Raw genomic sequence first — 19421 nt, forward strand, 5'->3', positions numbered from 1 at the left:
GTATAATCTGTAATGGATTTTATCTTACCGCAAAGTCATTTATTTTTATAATGAATTAGTGTTGAAGCTATGGAAGATGATTAGACTTCTTGCAAATGTCCAATTCAAACTATAATTATTAGTCCCTCATCTTCTTGCTCCGAGCCATGTATGACACAAGAGAAGATAAATTCAATACTTAGTATTATTGATGGCTGATGATTGATTTTAGAATAAGCTCAACGATAAAAATGATCTCACATAATGGTTATTATACAAACTATCTTTGTAATGCATATTGCATTACAATATTTCCATACATTCAATAACTGAGAGAAGTGATGGCTACTGTTAATTTCAGGGTCGATGAAGCCCTTAAAGAAAAATCTTATTCAATCCTTAAAGAACAAGGTATCTCACCTACCGATTTCTTTACCAATATTCTTGAATATGTGGCAACGACTGGAAAGCTTCCAGTACAGAAAGCGTTGCTTTCAGAAGAAGATGCTGAACTATTGGCACTTGTCCGTAAACGCATGAATGATCCTAAAGAGATGTTCGAGGAAGTCACATTAGATGACTTATAAACTTTTACGTCACAAGGACTTCACTGCAGAATGGGAAAAGCTTCCGAGTGCTATCCGCGACCAATTCAAGAAAAAATTAGCCAAAGTCATTGAGCAGCCACATATTCCAAAGAACATGCTTAAAGGTGATCTTGCTGGCTGCTATAAAATCAAATTATTAAAAGCGGGTGTCCGACTTATTTATCAGGTCAAGGATGATCAGGTCGTTATTTTGCTCATTACCGTTGGAAAGCGTGCTGATAACATTGTTTATGATGAAGCAAAAAAGCGGATCAAAGACTAAAAATTATTTACATACTCAAAATTTACACGCGCTTTCTAATAAAAAAGCTGATCACTTGACCAGCTTTGATTAGACCCAATTAAGCAGATTTAGCTTTTGCCATCAATGCTTCAATCTCTTCTACGGTTTTCACCACTTTTGAAGTCAGATTCAATGGCCCGTTCGCAGTCGCAACAATATCATCTTCAATACGGATACCTATACCACGCCATTTAGCATCTACCGTTTCATCATCGGGTGCAATGTATAGACCCGGTTCAACGGTCACCACCATACCTTCTTCATAAACACGCCAGTCTTCACCGTGTTTATAGCTACCGACATCATGCACATCCATACCCAACCAATGCCCTGTACCGTGCATATAAAACTGGCGATAACTTTCCGAAGCAATAATTTCTTCTAAATTGCCCTGCATAATGCCTAGATCAAGCAAACCTTGCACCAAAATACGCACCGCAACATGGTGTGGCTCTTTATAAGAGTTACCAATTTGCACAGCTTCAATTGCAGCAATTTGCGCATCCAATACAATGTTATACAGTGCTTTTTGTTCTGGACTGAATTGACCATTCACGGGAAAAGTACGGGTAATATCTGAGGCATAGCACTGATATTCACAGGCAGCATCAATCAGGACTAAATCGCCATCTTTAAGCACTTTATCATTTTCGACATAATGCAAAATGCAGGCATTTTCACCACCACCAACAATACTGTTATAGGCAGGTACGCAGCCATTTTTACCAAAAATATAATTCAGTTCAGCTTCTAGCTCATATTCCATCATGCCTACTTTTACTGTTTGCATAGCACGAATATGCGCTTCTGCACTAATATTTGAGGCAATTTGCATCAACTCCAATTCAGACTCAGTTTTATGCAAACGCATTTCATCCAGCAAACGATCTAACTGAACAATTTTAGCAGGTGCAGTATTGCCTTGACGATGTTGTGCATCGGCTTGTTGGTTCCATGCCGCAACACGTACATCAAATTCAGTCTGCTGCCCTAAACGATAATACAACGTGTCTTTATTGACAATTTTGGCGATGATTTCTGCATCTAATTGCGCAATTTCAAAAGACTCATCTGCCTCAAACAACTCAATTGCGCCTTCTAGCCCTGCACGATAACCATTCCAGATTTCCATTTCACGGTTACGTTCACGGCAGAACAACGTGTAGGTATAACCTTCATCAATTGATTCATAGGTTTCAATCACCGCAACTGCTTCAGGTTCGGCAAAACCTGTTAAATAGAAAAAACTGCTGTCGGCACGATATTTATAATCTGCATCACGATTACGCATTGCCACAGGACTGGTTGCAATAATTGCGACACTATTAGGCCCCATCAGTTCTGCAAGTTGATCACGACGTTCTTTAAATTCGACTTGAGTCAGTTTTTTCATAAATACGGTCTACACATATAAAATGATGAAAATATGATTGTTGTAATGACTTAAAGCACCTTACACCGACTTAACTTAGGCACACAACGCCCGATTAACTCGGACGGTGTGGCGTAAACATTTCAACAACAGTACTTGCGTTTTGTGTTGTTTGTACGGTTTGTTGACGCGACTTAGCATGTAAGTTTTGCAATAAAGAGCTTTCTTCTACAGGCACTTTTTTACGTCCTACAGATAAACTCACAGGAATCAAACGTACAAATTCATACAATTCCTGATAGCTTTCTTCGCCTTCTTCATCATTGTCTGAATCTTCAAATTCAACCGCAGCGACATCTTGTAAATGCTCAATCAGTTCGATTTCATCTGAACGAATATGCCCAGAAGCTAAACCAAACCCAAGCACGACGCCTGCACACCAATCCGCCAAAGCTTGCACACGTTCTTGTAAAAGATGTTCATCATCTGGCAACAACGGCAAATAATCCAACTCATCTTCAGACAAAGCATGTGCGACATCTTCCGATTCATCGGTTAAAAGTGACAGTGCGGCTGGCTCTAATTCTGGCACATTGAGGGTTTCTAAAATCTGCTGCCACTCGGTTTCAGTTGGTGCATTTGTCACACAAACTATACCTGTCAGCAAGCCATGTAACTCACTTGGGCTTGAAATTTCTTCAATGTTAGAAAAATTGCGGAACCATTCCGACCAACCTGAAATATCGTCTTGCATTCGTTTATCCAATCTCTATACTTCGTATATATTACCTTTGTTTGCAATACTGTGCGACCACGATATGTTAGAAGAATTACAGCGTCTACAAGCGTATATTGGTGTTTTAAAAACACGAATTAATCATTATGAAAGTGAAAATGCCGCCCTCAGCACAGCCAAGCAAACTGCTGAGGAACAGCATCATGCTCAAATTGTTCAAAGAAACGGCATCATTACTGCCAAGCAAGATGAAATTGAGAATCTGACTGAGCAATTAAGCAGCACGCAAGCGCAATTACAGCAGTTAAATCAAGATGCGACAGCACTGGCAGACCGTTACAGTCGTTTGGAAAAAAGCTGTACTGATTTGAAAAACCGCTTTCAGGAAATTTTGGCTGAGCGCAATGAATTACGCATTTTAAAAGAAAAAATGCTGAATGATCAGCGTTTAAATCAGCACGAAATTCAGACACTCAAACAAGAACGTGAAAGATTGTTACAAAAAAATGAGCATGCAAAAGCCAAAGTGGAAGCCATTATTCAGCGTCTTGCAATTTTAGGTACAGCTCAAGATCATCATGCGCAAGAAATTCAACAACTTGCCCACCCTGCCGAAGTGAGTGAGGAAGGTTAATATGTCAGTTCAAATTCCAATTGATTTACGTGTTTTAGGACATAGTTTCCGTTTAGCCACAACTGAAGAAAAAAGAGAAGATTTAGAGCGTGCGGCACAATTATTGAATGAACGCTATGATGAGTTTCGTCGTAAAGCGCCCAATATGGAACCGAGCAAACTGATTATTGTGGTGGCTTTAGAGTTGATGCAAGAGGTTCTTTCTATGAATAAATCTTTGCAGCATTATGAGCATTGTGAGCGTTTACTCAGCACCATTTTGCAAGAAGTTGAAGCCCTTACTTAAGTGGTGTTTTTTTGACTTAAGTTTGCATAAAGGCTATGCAAACAAGCTCTATCTTTATAGTTAATTCGTGAACATGAGTTGCCAAGCAACTGAGATGGGTTATACTAATTCTAACTCTGAGGTGTTCGCCAGCGAGTCTATATCCCTGCCGATACTTTAATCTTAGGATTGTGTTCTGCATATTTAGAGCGTATGCCCATCTCGTATGGGAAACCCAGCAAGTATGCGTCGCGTCCGCCTTGAACTTTTTCGGGTTCAGGGTAACGACATGCAGCGGCATCTTCGGAGCTATTTATTTTTAAATATCTAAAAATAAAATGTCTAAAAAATATAAAATCGTTTAGAAAAATGTATCAGCAGAAACCTTAAACCGCTCAGACAGCGCTTTAATATGACGAATATTCAACTGGCGTTTGCCGCTTAAAATCTCCGAAATCACAGATTGAGTTGCAACCTCTGCCAAGTCAGATTGACCTAATCCATGTTGCGCCATCAAAAAAGCTAAAGCAGCACGACCATCTCCATGAGGAATAGGCAGGTGTTCATTTTCATAAACAGAAACCAAGTCACCGAGTTGATGAATCAGCCCCATTAAAGGATGCGTTTCATCATCACCAACAATATCTAAAAGCTCATCTAAAGCCTCGACAAGTGCATGAAAATCTTTTTCATTTTCTGGTTTACTCAGCAAAGGAGCAACGTAGTGCCAGTGATCTACAGCCTGTTTAATCATTGCGTTCATACTAATCCTCCTTCCAATGACCTTTGTCATATTCTTTATGGGATAACACATGACGAATATACACACGCTTTGCCTGATACATCACAACAGCAATAAGTCGAATCTTATTCCCACCAATATCGAATACATGAAACTTTCCAACTTTATCAACTGCTGGAAATAACTGCTTCATTTCGGCAAAGTCTTTCGGATCATTTGCCTTAATAATTCGATACCAACCATCGAGTGCTGTTTCAGCCTGTGGCCACTTGTGCATTGCCTCTATAATTCTAGCGTGGGTGATCACATGCATAATATTTTATCGCATTTTGCTATAAATCAAGTATAAACTGATTATCGCATATTGCAATATTTTATAGCGAATTAAACAAACTCAGTTTCACCAACTTGATGATAGTGACGATTAAAATAAACCAACGCCTGATCTTGTTGATTTTTTTGAATAGCAACAATTGGGCAAATAAAAATAGTATGCGTCCCCACTTCTTGAATTTGTGAAATTTCACAATCAAAACTGACCAATGCATTTTTTAATATAGGAGCACCTGTTTCCAAAGCTGCCCATTCAGCCTGCTTAAAACGCTCATCGGAACTCAATTTTGATGAGGCAAATGCATTAGAAAGATGTTCTTGTTCTGCATTTAGCACATTCACACACAGCACTTTATTCTCTAAAAAACTGAGATGAGAACGCGATGATTTGTTCATACACACCAATAATGTTGGCGGTGTATCTGTCACGCTACATACCGCAGATGCAGTAAAACCATGACGTCCTGCATCTCCCATTGTCGTCACTACATTGACTGCACTTGATAAGAAAGACATTGCATTTTTGAAGTCTGTTGCTTTAACCATCACCGTATTCCAACACTCAACTTTTTTAGAAAGTTCAAAGGATGCTTTTTGCCTGAAAAAGCATCCCTGATTCACTTAACTTAAATTCACTTGGCTTGAATTCACTTCGCCTGATCGAACGCTTAACTAGATAATTCTTGGCGAATAATCTTCGTACCAGCAGCCAAAGCCTGTAACTTGCCTCGTGCAACCTGACGACTCAATGGTGCCATTCCACAGTTAGTCGATGGGTACAACTTGTTAGCATCGACAAATTGCAATGCTTTGCGCAATGTATCTGCAACTTCATCGGCTGTTTCAATCGTATTCGTTGCGACATCAATCGCACCCACCATCACCTTTTTACCACGGATAAGTTCAAGCAAATCCATCGGAACACGTGAGTTGTGACATTCCAGTGAGATAATATCCAAATTAGACTGCTGTAGTTTTGGGAAAACTGCTTCGTATTGACGCCATTCTGAGCCGAGTGTTTTTTTCCAATCGGTATTGGCTTTAATGCCATAGCCATAGCAAATATGCACGGCTGTTTCACATTTCAAACCTTCTAACGCGCGCTCTAATGTTGCCACGCCCCAGTCATTCACCTCATCAAAAAACACATTAAACGCAGGTTCATCAAACTGGATGATATCCACGCCTGCTGCTTCAAGTTCACGCGCTTCCTGATTCAGGATTTTGGCAAATTCCCACGCCAGTTTTTCACGGCTCTTGTAGTGCGCATCGTATAAAGTATCAATCATGGTCATAGGACCAGGCAGCGCCCATTTGATGGGTTGATCTGTCAGTGAACGCAGGAATTTGGCATCTTCAACAAAGACTGGTTTTTGCCTAGAAACTGCACCCACCACAGAAGGGACACTGGCATCATAACGATCACGAATTTTGACTGTTTCACGTTTTTCAAAATCGACACCTTCAAGGTGTTCAATAAAGGTGGTGACAAAATGCTGACGGGTTTGCTCCCCATCACTCACAATATCAATCTCTGCTTGCTGTTGTTCATGCAGTGATAGACGTAGCGCATCTTGTTTTGCGTCCAGTAATTCTTGCCCTGTTAATTTCCAAGCTGACCAAAGCTTTTCAGGTTCTGCGAGCCACGAAGGTTTAGGTAAACTGCCAGCCGTTGAGGTCGGTAATAAAATAGCCATTTTGAATCTTCTATCTGTATTTTAAGTTAAGCAACACGTTCTTGATTGGCAGCATGTAGCGGCACGAACTTGGCAGCCCATTGTTCAAGAATATCTTGATAAGGCTTGATAAAGTTTTCTTCAGTCCATTTGCCCTGCTTGACTGCCAACTGACCTCGCTCAACACGGTCATATACAACTTGGGTTAATGAATAATCCTGATAATTCAAACTTGGCTGATAGACCTCGCCTGCAGGTGAGTTGGTGTTATAAATTTCAGGACGATAAATTTTCTGGAAACTTTCCATAGTACTGATGGCACTGATCAACTCAAAATCTGTGTAATCATGCAGTAAATCGCCAGAAAAATAGAACGCAAGCGGTGCATTGCTATTTTCAGGTTTGAAGTAACGCACGGTTAAACCCATTTTTTCAAAATAGTCATCGGTTCTTGAATATTCATCATTTTTATATTCTGTACCTAAGACAGGATGCACATTGGTCGTACGATAATAAGTTTTTGTGGTTGATACGCTCAGGCAAATCACAGGTTGTTTTTGAAACTCAGCTTGGAACACTGCTGAACTGACCAAATGCTGATAAAGCTTGCCATGTAAATCACCAAAACTTTCAGGCTTTTCATTTACTTTGCAGCCTAATGCTGGCAAGACCACACTAAAATCATAATCACGAACATACGATGAAAAACTGTTGCCAATCATGCCTTCAATACGTTCATTTGTTTGATGATCTGTGATCGTACTTTTTAGCATTTCAATGAATGGAAAAGTTTTGCCATTTCCTTCAATATCAATTTCTGCAGAAATAATGTCGATTTCAAGCGAATAACGATCACCTTTTGGGTTATCGCAAGATGCCAGCGAGTTAAAACGATTATTGATCATCGCTAAAGTTCTGCGTAAATTTTCCTGACGGCTTTCACCACGCGCCAAATTTGCAAAATTGGTGGTTAAACGCGTGTTGTTAGCAGGTTCATAGTTTTCGTCAAAACGAATACGTTTAATTGAACAGGTGAATGGCTTTGTCATGATGATCTACTACCCAAATTTAAAAAGTTAAAATTTCTGAATGAGGGTATTTATACTGGAACGACAAAGTGAATAAAAATGATTTAACCTCAGTCCAAAGTGAATTTTATTCACCTTAATTTAAAATATGCAGCAAAACATCTAAAAATGATGGTTTTTCTGTTATCCCTTAAATTTAAAAATTAAAATAAATATTTCAATAACAACAAGTTAAAACCAAAAAATATTTTTATTCCGATAAATATTGAAGAGTATATTTTAGAGGACAGCACATAGTTCATTCAGTAGATTTCAGCCCTGAATGAATGAAACTCAGCTTGAAGTTAGAAAATCTCAGCTTCTGATTGGCTTGGTTTAGCATCTTCGTGATCAAAATGTATTCAGTTGGTCACATCAAAAAACAACGAGAAAAAAATCGGCAGGCAAAAAAATAGGTCAATTCGTCAGTTGACCAATTGACCTTACGATAAGCTCACTCGGAGCTTCTTAGATGATGCAGTTTTATTGAACTTGTGCAGGAAAATCATCTTCTGCCAATGCAGCGGTAATTTGATCTACTGTTGCAGTGCTTTCCACAGTCACAATTTTAGTCGCTAAATCGACTTCAACTTTTGCAGCAGGATCAACATCTTGAATGGTTGCCGTGACACCACGTGCACAACCGCCACAAGTCATATTTTCAATCAATAGTTTCATTGCGAACTCCACACTTCTGCCTTTGTTGAACTGTAGTTTAAAGCTTACCATGCTGGCAAGGTCAAGCCTATTTTGGGCTAAAATTTACTTGACCTTACCATCGTGTCAATCTATATGCTAAACACATCCTCCAAATTATAGAGACGACCATGGACGCAAAACACCCAAATGCCTCTCCCTATCAGGAAACTTTGTCTATAGAAGGCATGACCTGTGCCTCATGTGTCGGGCGTGTCGAAAAAGCCTTAAAAAAAGTCGATGGTGTAGAAAAAGCTGAAGTGAATCTTGCAACAGAAAAAGCACTGATTCACGCATCGCAACCTTTAGACCGTGCACTGCTCATTAAGGCAGTGCAACGTGCAGGTTTTGATGTAGCTGCCATTCAACCAATCGAACTGTCTATTGATGGCATGACTTGTGCTTCGTGTGTAACACGTGTCGAAAAAGCCTTAAAGAAAGTGCCTGGTGTAGAACAAGCCAATGTCAATTTGGCGACTGAACATGCATGGATTCAGCCGAATGCCACTGTTTCTAGCCAAGACCTGATTCGAGCGATTCAAAAAGCAGGTTATGACGCCAAACTGCTGCAACACGACTCTAACGAACAACACGATAAAAAGAATCTGGAACAGCAACAACTGAAACGTGATTTAGTAATTTCACTGATTTTAGCCTTGCCTGTGTTTATTCTGGAAATGGGATCACACATGATTCCTGCCTTTCACATGTGGGTGATGCACAATATTGGGCAACAACAAAGTTGGTTGATTCAATTTGCTTTAACCACATTGGTGCTGCTGTTACCAGGACGTCGTTTTTATCAAAAAGGGATTCCAGCGCTGTTACGTTTTGCGCCTGATATGAACTCTTTGGTGGCTGTGGGAACTTTGGCTGCATACAGTTTTTCATTGGTAGCGACATTTATGCCACAGCTTTTACCAGAAGGCACAGTGCATGTTTATTATGAAGCTGCGGCAGTGATTGTCAGTTTAATTTTGCTAGGGCGCTATTTCGAAGCCAAAGCCAAAGGTCGCACTTCACAAGCCATTCAGCATTTAATTGGCATGCAAGCTAAAACTGCACGTATTCATCGGGATGGTCAAATCATTGAAGTGCCAGTGGCGGAAGTCAGCTCCAATACCATTGTCGAAATCCGCCCGGGTGAACGTATTCCTGTAGATGGTGAAGTAGTCGAAGGTCATAGTTATATAGATGAATCGATGATTACAGGTGAACCTGTTCCTGTGGCAAAACAAGTGGGCAATCAAGTTGTAGGCGGTACCATCAACCAAAATGGCACACTAAATATTCGTGCTACTGCCATTGGTGAAGCTTCGGTGTTGGCGCAAATTATTCGCATGGTCGAGCAAGCGCAAGGCTCTAAATTACCTATTCAAGCCTTGGTGGATAAAGTGACCATGTGGTTTGTACCTGCCGTGATGTTATTGGCTGCACTTACTTTTATTGTGTGGTTTATTTTTGGCCCAGAACCTACCCTAACCTTTGGTTTAGTCAATGCAGTCGCTGTTCTAATTATTGCCTGCCCATGTGCGATGGGTTTAGCCACACCGACTTCAATTATGGTGGGAACAGGTCGTGGCGCAGAAATGGGCGTGCTGTTTCGTAAAGGCGAAGCTTTGCAGCTTTTGCAAGATGTTAAAGTGGTCGCGGTGGATAAAACAGGAACGCTCACCGAAGGCAAACCAACATTAACCGATTTTCATGTGCAATCGGGTTTTGATGCAGATCAGGTCTTTGCACTTTTGGCATCGGTAGAAGCGAAATCTGAGCATCCCATTGCACTGGCGATTGTGCAAGCTGCAACAGAAAAGCAAGTCAGTTTACTGCCTGTGACCGAGTTTGACAGCATCACAGGTTCAGGTATTGAAGCACTGGTGAATGGTCAACGTATTCAGATTGGTGCAGACCGTTATATGCAACAAATTGGGCTAGATGTTAGCGCTTTTAATGCAGAAGCTGCACGTTTAGGACAAGAAGGCAAAACACCCATTTATATGGCGATTGATCAACAACTGGCAGCCATTGTTGCCGTTGCAGACCCAATTAAAGACACGACTTTTGCTGCTATTGCGGCGTTGCATCAACTGGGTTTAAAAGTGGCGATGATTACGGGAGATAACCGACATACGGCTCAGGCAATTGCTGCACGTTTACAGATTGATCATGTGGTGGCCGAGGTTTTACCTGAAGGCAAGGTCGATGTTGTACGTGAATTACAACAGCAATTTGGACGTGTGGCTTTTGTGGGTGATGGTATTAATGATGCCCCTGCTTTGGCACAAGCCGATGTTGGAATTGCGATTGGTACAGGTACAGATGTTGCGATTGAAGCAGCCGAAGTTGTATTGATGTCGGGCAATTTACAAGGTGTGCCCAATGCTATTGCTTTGAGTAAAGCCACTATCCGCAATATTCGTCAAAATCTATTTTGGGCATTTATTTATAATATTGCCTTGATTCCAATTGCTGCAGGCGTGCTATACCCGTTTGCAGGTATTTTGCTCTCGCCTATTTTTGCTGCAGGCGCGATGGCATTATCTTCAGTGTTTGTATTGGGTAATGCGCTCCGCTTAAAATATTTCCAAGCAGCACAGGTTTAAATGCAACACACAAAGGGTTTAGAAGATTGTTCTACGCCCTTTTTATGAGAGAAGTCACATGAATATTGGTCAAGCCTCTAAGCTATCGGGTATTTCCAGCAAAATGATTCGTTATTATGAGCAAATTGGTTTGCTGGATAGCGCCAAACGCTCTGCTTCGGGTTATCGGATTTATTCTGAGCAAGATTTAAAAACTTTGTCTTTTATTAAGCATGCACGGGATTTGGGTTTCTCTTCTGAGCAAATGAAAGAATTGCTAGGTTTATGGAAAAATGCTGACCGACAAAGTGCAGAAGTAAAGCAGCTCACACTTAAACATATTGAAACCTTAAAACAGAAGATTGCGCAATTACAGGAAATGGCGAACTGGCTACAAAGCTCTGCAGATCATTGCTCTGGGGATGAGCAGGCAGATTGTGTGATTTTGAAGGATATTGAGTTGGGGAAGTGATTTGGAATTAAGCCTCCCCCCATTCAAACGAGACCTGACAGTTATCCACTTGTTAGAAACCATTGTTGTATCTGTCAGCTTAAATTTGACTTAGGAAATCTACATCCCTATCTTTTTTAATACATAGCATAAAAAAAATCACACTTTGGGGAAGTGTGGGGGGAAACTTTGAATATCTGTTACTTTATGGGAGCGTATTATATATAAAAACAATTTGAATTAGTGAGCATTCTATATAATTTACGAGATAAATTTAACACTTTTTAAGAATCTCTCCAATAAACTGCACAACAATCAAGTTTTAGCACTATTCATTACGCATATTTTAGCGCGGTAATTCATACCCTTTTTCATTAATTAAACGAACCGCAGCATCACAGACTTCTGCATCATAAATTGTACCGTGTCCACGTATGACTTCTGCAAGTGCGACATCTACCCCTAATGCGAGGAGAAATAAATGACTTTAAGTCAAATACGTCTGGCGATACTAAGTCACGAGATAATTTAGGCATACTTTACCCTGCACCCAACCGATGAATGGTTTTTAGACTGACTTCGCTCACTACAGGTACCACAATATTCTGAAAAGACATCACGATATTTCCTATTTACTTGCAAGCCTGATTGAATCAATCTCTTTTATCATCTTACAAGCTATTGATCATTTTTTAAGGCATTTAAAGGTTGAAATTTAAGGAAATTTTATAAAAAACTCCAAGCTCAAACTCAAAAACCACATTACGACTTCATCTATTTTGTGAAATACCTCTCATTTTTAAACGATAAATTTTTTAGAATGATTTATGCTATATCACACATCAATAAACGAAAATTGAATAACAAGAGAGTTTGATCTATGCCACATTCTTACCACCTCGAAAAACACTATATTGAACGGTCTGGATGGTTACGTGCTGCAGTATTGGGTGCGAACGATGGGATCATTTCTGTGACCAGTTTGGTCGTGGGGATGGCAGCCAGTGGTGCATCTTCTCAAACATTGTTAATTACCTGTATTGCAGGCTTAATTTCGGGCGCTGCTTCTATGGCAGCAGGTGAATATATTTCGGTGAAATCTCAACAAGACATTGAACAAAATGACCTTGCGATGGAAGCACGCGAATTAAAACTCAATCCAGAGCATGAACTAAAAGAACTCACCAATATTTATATGATTCGTGGTTTAGATGCCGAATTGGCAGAACAAGTTGCCATACAACTGACTGCTCACAATGCTCTAGATGCCCATGCCCGTGACGAAATTGGTATTTTAGAACACACCTCAGCGCAGCCATTTATGGCAGCTTTTTCATCGGCATTGGCATTTACTGTAGGTTCATTATTCCCGTTGGTGTCTATTTTACTCTTACCTGAACATCTGTTAGACAAAGGCGTGATGTTGGTCGGTGTAATCAGTCTAGGGGTTATGGGTGCGCTTGCCAGCTATGTCGGTGGCGCAAGTATGTGGAAAGGTGCATTGCGTGTCATGATCTGGGGTATTGTCGCCATGGTATTCAGTGCGTGGATTGGTTCAATGTTCCATGTCGCTGTGGCTTAAAATCTAGAAAACTCAGTATAAAAATCTGCCCTATCTTTGGATAAAAATATGTTCAGAGATAGGGCAAGCTTCAGAAATAACATGAATGAACAGCTTATCCATGCAAAGTTTATATCTCTAAAACTTCTATCTTCAAAGTTAATCAAATAAAACTACAACAGATTCAGCCCACAATTTTAAGTCAGTTTTAAGTTTCAAATTTTAAACTAAAGCATCTTAAAGTCTTTTGAATCATTGACAATGTCTAAGCAGCCCGAATCACCACTTGCTCCATCTATCTTTGCCCGACTACGCTTTTGGCAAAAACCGATTTCTTTATTCTATTTCAATCTACTGCTTGCCCTATGGTTAGGCTTGGTATTGAACTATGGATTTTATGAGAAAATTCAACAATTCACACCTTATCAGGGCATTAAAGCCATAGGCTTATTGATTGCAACTGTGATCGTCATCGTATCGGCGTATCATCTGTTGCTGCAATGGCTAAACTGGCGTTGGAATGCCAAAATATTAGCCAGTATTTTGATTGTAGTCGGTGGATTCAGCGCTTATTTTGTTAATAGCTTGGGCGTAGTGATTACCGCAGACCAAATTCAAAATATGCTGCAAACCGATGTACGTGAAGTACGTGATCTTTTGTCTGTACGCTTAGTGGTTTGGAGTGTGCTGTTTGTACTATTGCCATTGGTCTTGGTGTGGTCTGTTAAAATTCAGCCGACTCATTTTGCCCGTCAATTACTGCAAAAGACTTTAGGCAGTGTAGTTTCGATTGTGCTGATTTTGGGTTTATTGTTCTGTTTTTATGTGGATTATGCTGCAATCTTCCGCGAGCATCGTGATTTAAAAGGCATGCTTTCTCCACAAAATGCGATTGCCTCTAGTCTATCGTATTATAAAAAGAAAGCACCCAAACAGAATTTGCCGCTGCTGCGCTATGGTGAAGATGCACATTTAATTCAACGTGCGCAAACAGGCACAGCACCCAAAATTATGCTGTTGGTGGTTGGTGAAACTGCACGTGCCGAAAGCTTCTCGCTGAATGGCTACGCAAAAAATACCAACCCTGAACTCTCTAAGCTGCCTGTGATTAATTTCACTCAAGTCAGCTCTTGTGGTACAGCCACGGCTGTTTCTGTGCCGTGCATGTTCTCGGGGATGCCACGCCAAAATTATGATGAACAACTGGCAAGTCACCGTGAAGGATTACTGGATATTGCTCAGCGTGCAGGTTATCAAGTCACTTGGATTGATAACAATTCAGGCTGTAAAGGTGCCTGTGATCGGGTGCAGCAATATCAAATTCCTGCAGCGCTAAAACAAAAATGGTGTGATGCTAGCGGTGAATGTTTAGATGAAATTTTAGTGGACAGTTTACAGGCTTATCTTGCTCAGCTTGACCCGAAAGACAGACGTTCACATTTAATTATCTTGCACCAAATGGGCAGTCATGGACCTGCTTATTTCAAACGCTCAACCGTAGCTTATCAACCCTTCCAACCGACGTGTAACAGCAATGCGATTCAGGGTTGCAGTGCCGATGCCTTACGCAATACCTATGACAACTCGATTGTGTATACCGACCATGTTTTAAGTCAGTTGATTCAAACTTTAGAGCAACAAAAACACTATCAAACTGGTTTTTGGTATTTATCTGATCATGGTGAATCGACAGGCGAGCATGGTTTATATTTACACGGCGCACCGTATTCTATGGCACCGACTCAACAAACTCATGTACCGATGCTGATGTGGTTTTCAGAAGCTTGGCAACAACAAAATTCCGCGCAAGTGAATTGCTTAAAAGCACAACGCCAAGCAGCATTGAGTCAGGACAATCTTTTCCCAAGTTTATTGAGCTTACTAGATGTAAAAAGCCAAGTGATTGATCCGAAAAATGATATGCTGAATCAATGTTCTGCCCCATCTACCACTCAACCGCAGCACGAGTCATCACATGCCTAAAATATTAATCATTGAAGATGATTTTATGATTGCCGAATCGACCCAAACCTTGCTCAAGTTACAGCAATTTGATGTTACTTGGGGGAACAACGGGATTGATGGCTTAAAGCAATTAGAGCAGCAAGATATCCAGTTGGTGTTGCTGGACTTAGGCTTACCCATGATGGACGGCATGCAGGTATTAAAAAACATTCGCCAGTTACATCCACAATTGCCCGTGCTGATTATTTCTGCGCGTGATCAATTGCAACAACGGGTGGATGGTTTAAATCAGGGTGCAGATGATTATTTAATTAAACCCTATGAATTTGATGAATTACTGGCGCGAATTTATGCCCTGCTCAGACGTAGCGGCGCACAAAATCCTGTAAACGATACCGCACATATTTTAAGTTATGGCGATTTAGTCTTAGATACCGAACAACATTTGGCAAAATTCAAAGGTGAATATATCGAATTGTCGAATCGTGAATGGGCAATTTTAATGGCTTTGGTCAGCCACCCTAATAAAATTTTCTCTAAAAGTAATTTAGAAGATAAATTATATGATTTTGACAGTGAAGTCAGCAGCAACACCATTGAAGTCTATATTCACCATTTACGCGCCAAACTTGGCAAGGACTTTATTCGTACCATTCGTGGTTTGGGCTACCGTTTAGGGCAAATTTAATGCAATCCTACTCTTTGCAAAAACGTCTGATTGTTTATGTTTCTATCTTTAGTGTCATGTTGGGCTGCGTTTTGGTATTTGCAGCGTATCGAATTGCCCTAGAAGAAATGAATGAAATTTTAGATGCACAAATGCAAAGTTTGGCAGAACGCATTGCAGCGAACCATCCTGAACCTACACAGAGCCAAATCGATTTAAATCAGAGATATAGCGAAGAAGACTTATTTGTCGATATTTGGTCATATGACGATGCTACAACACAATTACACCCTCAAGATGTGTTGCTACAACCCGTAGAAAAACCAGGGTTTTATAATCATCAAACCGAAGTTGGACTGTGGCATACCTATATTTTGCCGCAAGAAACCCTACAGATTCAAATTAGCCAGCAAAACTCTGTGCGCCAATATTTAGCTTTAGAATTAGCGGCAAATATGTTTATTCCCTATGCAATATTTTTACCCTTTACCCTTTGCCCTTTTGGCTTTGGGTTGGCTGATTCGTCATAATTTTCAACCACTAAATAACTTTAAAAGCGAATTGGCACGTCGTAAAGCGCAGGATCTCAGCCCGATTCACATGTTGGATTATCCTGTCGAGCTTGCACCCACGATTCAGGAAATGAATCAGTTATTTACGCGAATTTCTACCGCACAGCAGGAACAGCGCCAGTTCGTTGCCGATGCTGCACATGAATTACGTACCCCACTCACTGCACTCAATTTACAAGTACAAATTTTATTGCAGCAATTTCCACATAGTGATGCCCTCAATAATTTAAGCCAAGGGGTTTTGCGTTTACAGCATTTAGTCAATCAGTTATTAAGCTTAGCCAAGCAAGATGCCTCAGATAGTCTAATTGAAAACGATCAAACCCTATCTTTAAATCAAATGACCATTGCCTGTGTGGAACAGCTCATTCAATTGGCATTGCAAAAAGATATTGATTTAGGTGTCGAACAACGCCAAGAGTTGAATATTCATGGACAAAGTTCTGCTTTACATTCCATTATTTATAATTTAATTGATAATGCGATTAAATATACCCCCAAACAAGGCGTGATTAATGTGACTATTTTTCAGCAAGAACAACATGCAATTTTGCAAATTGAAGACAGTGGTGCAGGCATTGACCCCGCACTATTCAATCAAATTCGACAGCGTTTTTACCGTATTCATAACCATGCGGAAATTGGTAGTGGTTTAGGTTTATCTATTGTAGATAAAGCCACCCAACGCTTAGGTGCAAGTTTAGAGTTTTCTAAAAGTGCCAGTTTAGGTGGTTTATGTGTGCAGGTTAAATTTCCGATGCGTTAAGATCGGGTTTTAAGTTAGATTTTGAGTGTGCAATTTATGCGCCAAGAATGCATAGGCAACCACATTCAAACACCAAGTAATCCAGCCTGTCCAAAGATTATGACTAAAAAAATGTGCCCCGCGCATCATTTGCGCCCAGCCCATCCCCATGCCTAAAATACATGCTGCAATTAAGAAAAAATAAGCACGTTTAGGTTGAGCAACCCGATAAACAAAATATCCTACCAATAAAGCAAAACCACTTGAGGCATGCCCACCAGGAAAACAATGCCCTGCCGTTGCACTTAAATCCCACCAAACGCCATGCGCTGTGGCAATGCTCATATCCCACGGGCAAGCATGTGCCGACTGCGATTTAAGTATTGCAATCACACTGGTTGAAATCACCGCCATCCAAAAGAAATAGCCAAACTCCCAACGACGAGCACGTAATTTTTGAAATCTGAAAGACAGCAACCAAGCCAGCAAATAGCTCAGATATACTGCAATCAGGATATATTTGACATACCGATGATTTAATACAGCCAATGCCCAGTCCTGTCGAAGTGGAAATTCTGCATGAGCATCCACAAAGGGTTGAATGAGGTATAAATCTAGCCTGCCTGCAACGCTAAAGAAATTGAGCAATATCAGCAAACTCAGAAGGAGTAAAATTGCTTGAAGAAGTAAAAATTTTGAATGCTGATGCCGCATGAGGAATACTCAACTCACTATCTATTTTAAAGTCTGTTTTATGCTTGTTTTTTAAGGAATTAAGCAGAAATCAGGCATGCACCCCAAGTCAATGCGATAATTGCCAAAGCAACAAATTGCGCTGCACTGCCCATATCTTTGGCATTTTTAGACAAGGGATGTTGCTCAATTGAAACACGATCGACCACAGCTTCAATGGCTGAATTAATCAGTTCGACAATGATGGCAAGTAAACACACCACTATCATGATCACTTGTTCGACACGACTAACAGGCATGAAAAAACTGAGTGGAATCAGCAGTGAATTAATCAGAATGATTTGCCGAAATGCCGCTTCATTTTGAAAGGCGGCTTTAAACCCTGCCAAAGAATAGCTTGTGGCATTCAAAATCCTTTGTAAACCAGAAGTGCCTTTGTAAGGAGAGCGTGGAAGCATAGTGAATCTGATTTGAAATAAATCCGATGTTAAGTCACTTAGCTTAAAATTGGCTTAAATATAACCTTTTGAGACTATTAAATTAAATCTGTGTAATATGTAACATTATGAATGCCTATTGAATAATAAGACTCCATCTAAAGTAAGCTGTAAATACCATCAATTTCTTATTGTTGAATCTAAGGTTGTATCAATTGCTCGGCTTCAACTTGCTTAATATCAAAATCAGGACTTTCTTTGGCTTGAATAATTTGCACAGGAATAAAGCGCACTTGAACCACACTTGGTTTTCCACGTGGGTCTTGTGCTAATTTTTGATTCAATGCAGAAATCTGTTGAGGTTTTGGCGCTATATCTCCACGCAAGACTACGCGAATTAAAGTCATCTCTTTACGCCGATCAAACTGCACCGTATCAATCAAATTATTATGTTGATTAAATTGACTTTCAATCAAGCTTTCTACCTGATGTTCATACATCTGTTTATTTAACATCATCATAAAGTTAAAGCTTAAATAGATACCCAGCGCAAAAAGTACTAAAAGACTCACGATATTTCTTTTAATAAATTCAATTACTGTGCTATTTACTTCTTCATCTGAACCGCGTCTAAAACCTGCTGCCCATAACACCAGTGAAGAACTAATTTGAATAGCAACAATATTGGTCAGTGCCAACAGCAGAGCATTTGCTGCATGTTTCCATTCCAGATGCGCAATTAATATGCCACTTGCAACCAGCGGCGGTACCAAAGCAGTCGCAACTGCAACGCCAACAACAGCCACAGACAGACGTGGTGAAACGGCTGCAAATGCCCCTGCTGCACCACCCGCAAGTGCAATCATTAAATCCATAATGGTAGGCTGAGTTCTAGACAGAATTTCATGGGTGATAGGTAAGTTAATATTGATAAGACCTAAAATGATGCCAATACTGACAATCATCGACACACCTAAAACTAAGGTTTTAAATGCTGTTTTAAAAAACAACCATCGATTATCAATAAATGCTAAAGCCATACCTGAAATAGGGCCTAGCATCATCGCAACCAGCATTGCACCAATCACCACTGCGGCTGAATTTGACAATAAACCATAGCCCGCAATAATCGCTGCCAAAGCATTCATTATAAAAAAGGTTTTGCTTGGTAAGGCATCCGCTTGAATATTCAACCGTACTTGTTTATGATCAATTTTTTTAGAATTTTCGCGCTCCGCCTGTTTGTATTTCAGCTTTTCTTTCAAAAGTTCATATTTTTCTTGTTCAGGACTGTCTTCAACCACTATCGTTGGATCTTGATCTTTTTCCAAAGCATACCTCCGTGTCAGCTAAAGAA

General features: G+C 40.2%; 20 protein-coding genes, 1 other RNA gene and 1 pseudogene. 11 read left to right on the forward strand and 11 right to left on the reverse strand.

What is annotated here, in order from left to right; all coding sequences use genetic code 11:
* Positions 1 to 320: 320 nt before the first annotated feature.
* Together FTU92_RS04830 and FTU92_RS04835 are read left to right on the forward strand one after the other, a co-directional pair.
* On the forward strand, positions 321 to 566 hold the full coding sequence (locus FTU92_RS04830) for a type II toxin-antitoxin system RelB/DinJ family antitoxin (RefSeq protein ID WP_004970507.1): 246 nt from the start codon (positions 321 to 323) through the stop codon (positions 564 to 566).
* Entirely contained in the window at positions 556 to 849 is a 294-nt protein-coding gene (locus FTU92_RS04835) for a type II toxin-antitoxin system RelE/ParE family toxin (RefSeq protein ID WP_154320489.1), read from the forward strand. The genes FTU92_RS04830 and FTU92_RS04835 overlap by 11 nt, the downstream gene beginning before the upstream one ends.
* Before the next feature lie 79 nt (positions 850 to 928).
* Here the strand turns inward: FTU92_RS04835 and pepP are convergent, their stop codons facing one another.
* Together pepP and FTU92_RS04845 are read right to left on the reverse strand one after the other, a co-directional pair.
* Positions 929 to 2263: a Xaa-Pro aminopeptidase gene (gene pepP, locus FTU92_RS04840; protein WP_180008689.1), complete on the reverse strand. Its 1335-nt coding sequence runs from the start codon at positions 2261 to 2263 to the stop codon at positions 929 to 931.
* Between the two features lie 94 nt (positions 2264 to 2357).
* Positions 2358 to 2996 carry a UPF0149 family protein gene (locus tag FTU92_RS04845; RefSeq protein WP_178319215.1) on the reverse strand — a complete coding sequence of 213 codons (639 nt, stop codon included), beginning with the start codon at positions 2994 to 2996 and terminating at the stop codon, positions 2358 to 2360.
* A 64-nt stretch (positions 2997 to 3060) separates the two neighbouring features.
* Between FTU92_RS04845 and FTU92_RS04850 the strand changes: the two genes are divergently transcribed.
* The 3 genes from FTU92_RS04850 to ssrS all read left to right on the forward strand — a co-directional run bounded on the left by FTU92_RS04850 (position 3061) and on the right by ssrS (position 4191).
* Positions 3061 to 3612, forward strand: a complete 552-nt coding sequence (locus FTU92_RS04850; RefSeq protein WP_154320487.1) for a hypothetical protein — start codon at positions 3061 to 3063, stop codon at positions 3610 to 3612.
* Between the two features lies 1 nt (position 3613).
* Complete coding sequence (locus FTU92_RS04855) at positions 3614 to 3898, forward strand: cell division protein ZapA (RefSeq protein ID WP_004970518.1); 285 nt, start codon at positions 3614 to 3616, stop codon at positions 3896 to 3898.
* Between the two features lie 110 nt (positions 3899 to 4008).
* A non-coding RNA gene (ssrS, locus tag FTU92_RS04860) (6S RNA) lies at positions 4009 to 4191 on the forward strand.
* A gap of 47 nt (positions 4192 to 4238) precedes the next feature.
* Here the strand turns inward: ssrS and FTU92_RS04865 are convergent.
* From FTU92_RS04865 to FTU92_RS04890, 6 genes are all read right to left on the reverse strand, one after another.
* Positions 4239 to 4640, reverse strand: a complete 402-nt coding sequence (locus FTU92_RS04865) for a type II toxin-antitoxin system HigA family antitoxin (RefSeq protein ID WP_004970519.1) — start codon at positions 4638 to 4640, stop codon at positions 4239 to 4241.
* A 1-nt stretch (position 4641) separates the two neighbouring features.
* Positions 4642 to 4932 (reverse strand): type II toxin-antitoxin system HigB family toxin, encoded by a 291-nt coding sequence (locus tag FTU92_RS04870; RefSeq protein WP_019836372.1) that lies wholly within the window; start codon positions 4930 to 4932, stop codon positions 4642 to 4644.
* Positions 4933 to 5003: 71 nt separating this feature from the next.
* Positions 5004 to 5498, reverse strand: a complete 495-nt coding sequence (locus tag FTU92_RS04875) for a flavin reductase (protein WP_004970523.1) — start codon at positions 5496 to 5498, stop codon at positions 5004 to 5006.
* Positions 5499 to 5620: 122 nt separating this feature from the next.
* Positions 5621 to 6649 (reverse strand): methionine synthase, encoded by a 1029-nt coding sequence (locus FTU92_RS04880; RefSeq protein ID WP_179988915.1) that lies wholly within the window; start codon positions 6647 to 6649, stop codon positions 5621 to 5623.
* A gap of 26 nt (positions 6650 to 6675) precedes the next feature.
* Positions 6676 to 7677: a putative oxygenase MesX gene (locus tag FTU92_RS04885; protein ID WP_154320486.1), complete on the reverse strand. Its 1002-nt coding sequence runs from the start codon at positions 7675 to 7677 to the stop codon at positions 6676 to 6678.
* 501 nt (positions 7678 to 8178) lie between these two features.
* Positions 8179 to 8373, reverse strand: a complete 195-nt coding sequence (locus FTU92_RS04890) for a heavy-metal-associated domain-containing protein (RefSeq protein ID WP_004970528.1) — start codon at positions 8371 to 8373, stop codon at positions 8179 to 8181.
* Positions 8374 to 8522: 149 nt separating this feature from the next.
* Between FTU92_RS04890 and FTU92_RS04895 the strand changes: the two genes are divergently transcribed.
* From FTU92_RS04895 to FTU92_RS04920, 6 genes and pseudogenes are all read left to right on the forward strand, one after another.
* A complete protein-coding gene (locus FTU92_RS04895; protein ID WP_180095765.1) occupies positions 8523 to 10994 on the forward strand; it encodes a heavy metal translocating P-type ATPase in 2472 nt (823 codons plus the stop codon).
* Positions 10995 to 11052: 58 nt separating this feature from the next.
* Positions 11053 to 11445, forward strand: coding sequence for a Cu(I)-responsive transcriptional regulator (gene cueR, locus FTU92_RS04900; protein WP_179991269.1), 393 nt, complete (start codon positions 11053 to 11055; stop codon positions 11443 to 11445).
* Between the two features lie 859 nt (positions 11446 to 12304).
* Positions 12305 to 13006 carry a VIT family protein gene (locus FTU92_RS04905; protein WP_096902719.1) on the forward strand — a complete coding sequence of 234 codons (702 nt, stop codon included), beginning with the start codon at positions 12305 to 12307 and terminating at the stop codon, positions 13004 to 13006.
* A 240-nt stretch (positions 13007 to 13246) separates the two neighbouring features.
* On the forward strand, positions 13247 to 14968 hold the full coding sequence (locus FTU92_RS04910; RefSeq protein WP_180095768.1) for a phosphoethanolamine transferase: 1722 nt from the start codon (positions 13247 to 13249) through the stop codon (positions 14966 to 14968).
* A complete protein-coding gene (locus tag FTU92_RS04915) occupies positions 14961 to 15638 on the forward strand; it encodes a response regulator transcription factor (protein WP_179988912.1) in 678 nt (225 codons plus the stop codon). The genes FTU92_RS04910 and FTU92_RS04915 overlap by 8 nt, the downstream gene beginning before the upstream one ends.
* Positions 15638 to 16955 (forward strand): annotated as a pseudogene (locus tag FTU92_RS04920) (ATP-binding protein). Before FTU92_RS04915 ends, FTU92_RS04920 begins: the two are co-directional and overlap by 1 nt.
* A gap of 9 nt (positions 16956 to 16964) precedes the next feature.
* Here the strand turns inward: FTU92_RS04920 and FTU92_RS04925 are convergent.
* The 3 genes from FTU92_RS04925 to FTU92_RS04935 all read right to left on the reverse strand — a co-directional run bounded on the left by FTU92_RS04925 (position 16965) and on the right by FTU92_RS04935 (position 19395).
* Complete coding sequence (locus FTU92_RS04925) at positions 16965 to 17648, reverse strand: phosphatase PAP2 family protein (RefSeq protein ID WP_179994041.1); 684 nt, start codon at positions 17646 to 17648, stop codon at positions 16965 to 16967.
* 59 nt (positions 17649 to 17707) lie between these two features.
* A complete protein-coding gene (locus tag FTU92_RS04930; protein ID WP_179988910.1) occupies positions 17708 to 18085 on the reverse strand; it encodes a diacylglycerol kinase in 378 nt (125 codons plus the stop codon).
* A 179-nt stretch (positions 18086 to 18264) separates the two neighbouring features.
* The gene (locus tag FTU92_RS04935) at positions 18265 to 19395 is read right to left on the reverse strand and encodes a TIGR00341 family protein (RefSeq protein WP_004970544.1); all 1131 of its coding nucleotides are present in this window, start codon (positions 19393 to 19395) and stop codon (positions 18265 to 18267) included.
* Positions 19396 to 19421: the final 26 nt, after the last annotated feature.

This window comes from Acinetobacter sp. YH12205 (genome assembly GCF_013418125.1).
Taxonomy (GTDB): Bacteria; Pseudomonadota; Gammaproteobacteria; order Pseudomonadales; family Moraxellaceae; genus Acinetobacter; species Acinetobacter towneri.

Bases quoted from the DNA above. Each gene is read 5' to 3' on its own strand.
- FTU92_RS04850 (WP_154320487.1), top strand. From the start codon at position 3,061: ATGTTAGAAGAATTACAGCGTCTACAAGCGTATATTGGTGTTTTAAAA.
- FTU92_RS04905 (WP_096902719.1), top strand. From the start codon at position 12,305: ATGCCACATTCTTACCACCTCGAAAAACACTATATTGAACGGTCTGGA.
- FTU92_RS04880 (WP_179988915.1), bottom strand. From the start codon at position 6,649: ATGGCTATTTTATTACCGACCTCAACGGCTGGCAGTTTACCTAAACCT.
- cueR (WP_179991269.1), top strand. From the start codon at position 11,053: ATGAATATTGGTCAAGCCTCTAAGCTATCGGGTATTTCCAGCAAAATG.
- FTU92_RS04930 (WP_179988910.1), bottom strand. From the start codon at position 18,085: ATGCTTCCACGCTCTCCTTACAAAGGCACTTCTGGTTTACAAAGGATT.
- FTU92_RS04895 (WP_180095765.1), top strand. From the start codon at position 8,523: ATGGACGCAAAACACCCAAATGCCTCTCCCTATCAGGAAACTTTGTCT.
- FTU92_RS04910 (WP_180095768.1), top strand. From the start codon at position 13,247: ATGTCTAAGCAGCCCGAATCACCACTTGCTCCATCTATCTTTGCCCGA.
- FTU92_RS04870 (WP_019836372.1), bottom strand. From the start codon at position 4,932: ATGCATGTGATCACCCACGCTAGAATTATAGAGGCAATGCACAAGTGG.
- FTU92_RS04925 (WP_179994041.1), bottom strand. From the start codon at position 17,648: ATGCGGCATCAGCATTCAAAATTTTTACTTCTTCAAGCAATTTTACTC.
- FTU92_RS04885 (WP_154320486.1), bottom strand. From the start codon at position 7,677: ATGACAAAGCCATTCACCTGTTCAATTAAACGTATTCGTTTTGACGAA.
- FTU92_RS04875 (WP_004970523.1), bottom strand. From the start codon at position 5,498: ATGGTTAAAGCAACAGACTTCAAAAATGCAATGTCTTTCTTATCAAGT.
- FTU92_RS04855 (WP_004970518.1), top strand. From the start codon at position 3,614: ATGTCAGTTCAAATTCCAATTGATTTACGTGTTTTAGGACATAGTTTC.
- FTU92_RS04865 (WP_004970519.1), bottom strand. From the start codon at position 4,640: ATGAACGCAATGATTAAACAGGCTGTAGATCACTGGCACTACGTTGCT.
- FTU92_RS04915 (WP_179988912.1), top strand. From the start codon at position 14,961: ATGCCTAAAATATTAATCATTGAAGATGATTTTATGATTGCCGAATCG.
- pepP (WP_180008689.1), bottom strand. From the start codon at position 2,263: ATGAAAAAACTGACTCAAGTCGAATTTAAAGAACGTCGTGATCAACTT.
- FTU92_RS04890 (WP_004970528.1), bottom strand. From the start codon at position 8,373: ATGAAACTATTGATTGAAAATATGACTTGTGGCGGTTGTGCACGTGGT.
- FTU92_RS04835 (WP_154320489.1), top strand. From the start codon at position 556: ATGACTTATAAACTTTTACGTCACAAGGACTTCACTGCAGAATGGGAA.
- FTU92_RS04845 (WP_178319215.1), bottom strand. From the start codon at position 2,996: ATGCAAGACGATATTTCAGGTTGGTCGGAATGGTTCCGCAATTTTTCT.
- FTU92_RS04830 (WP_004970507.1), top strand. From the start codon at position 321: ATGGCTACTGTTAATTTCAGGGTCGATGAAGCCCTTAAAGAAAAATCT.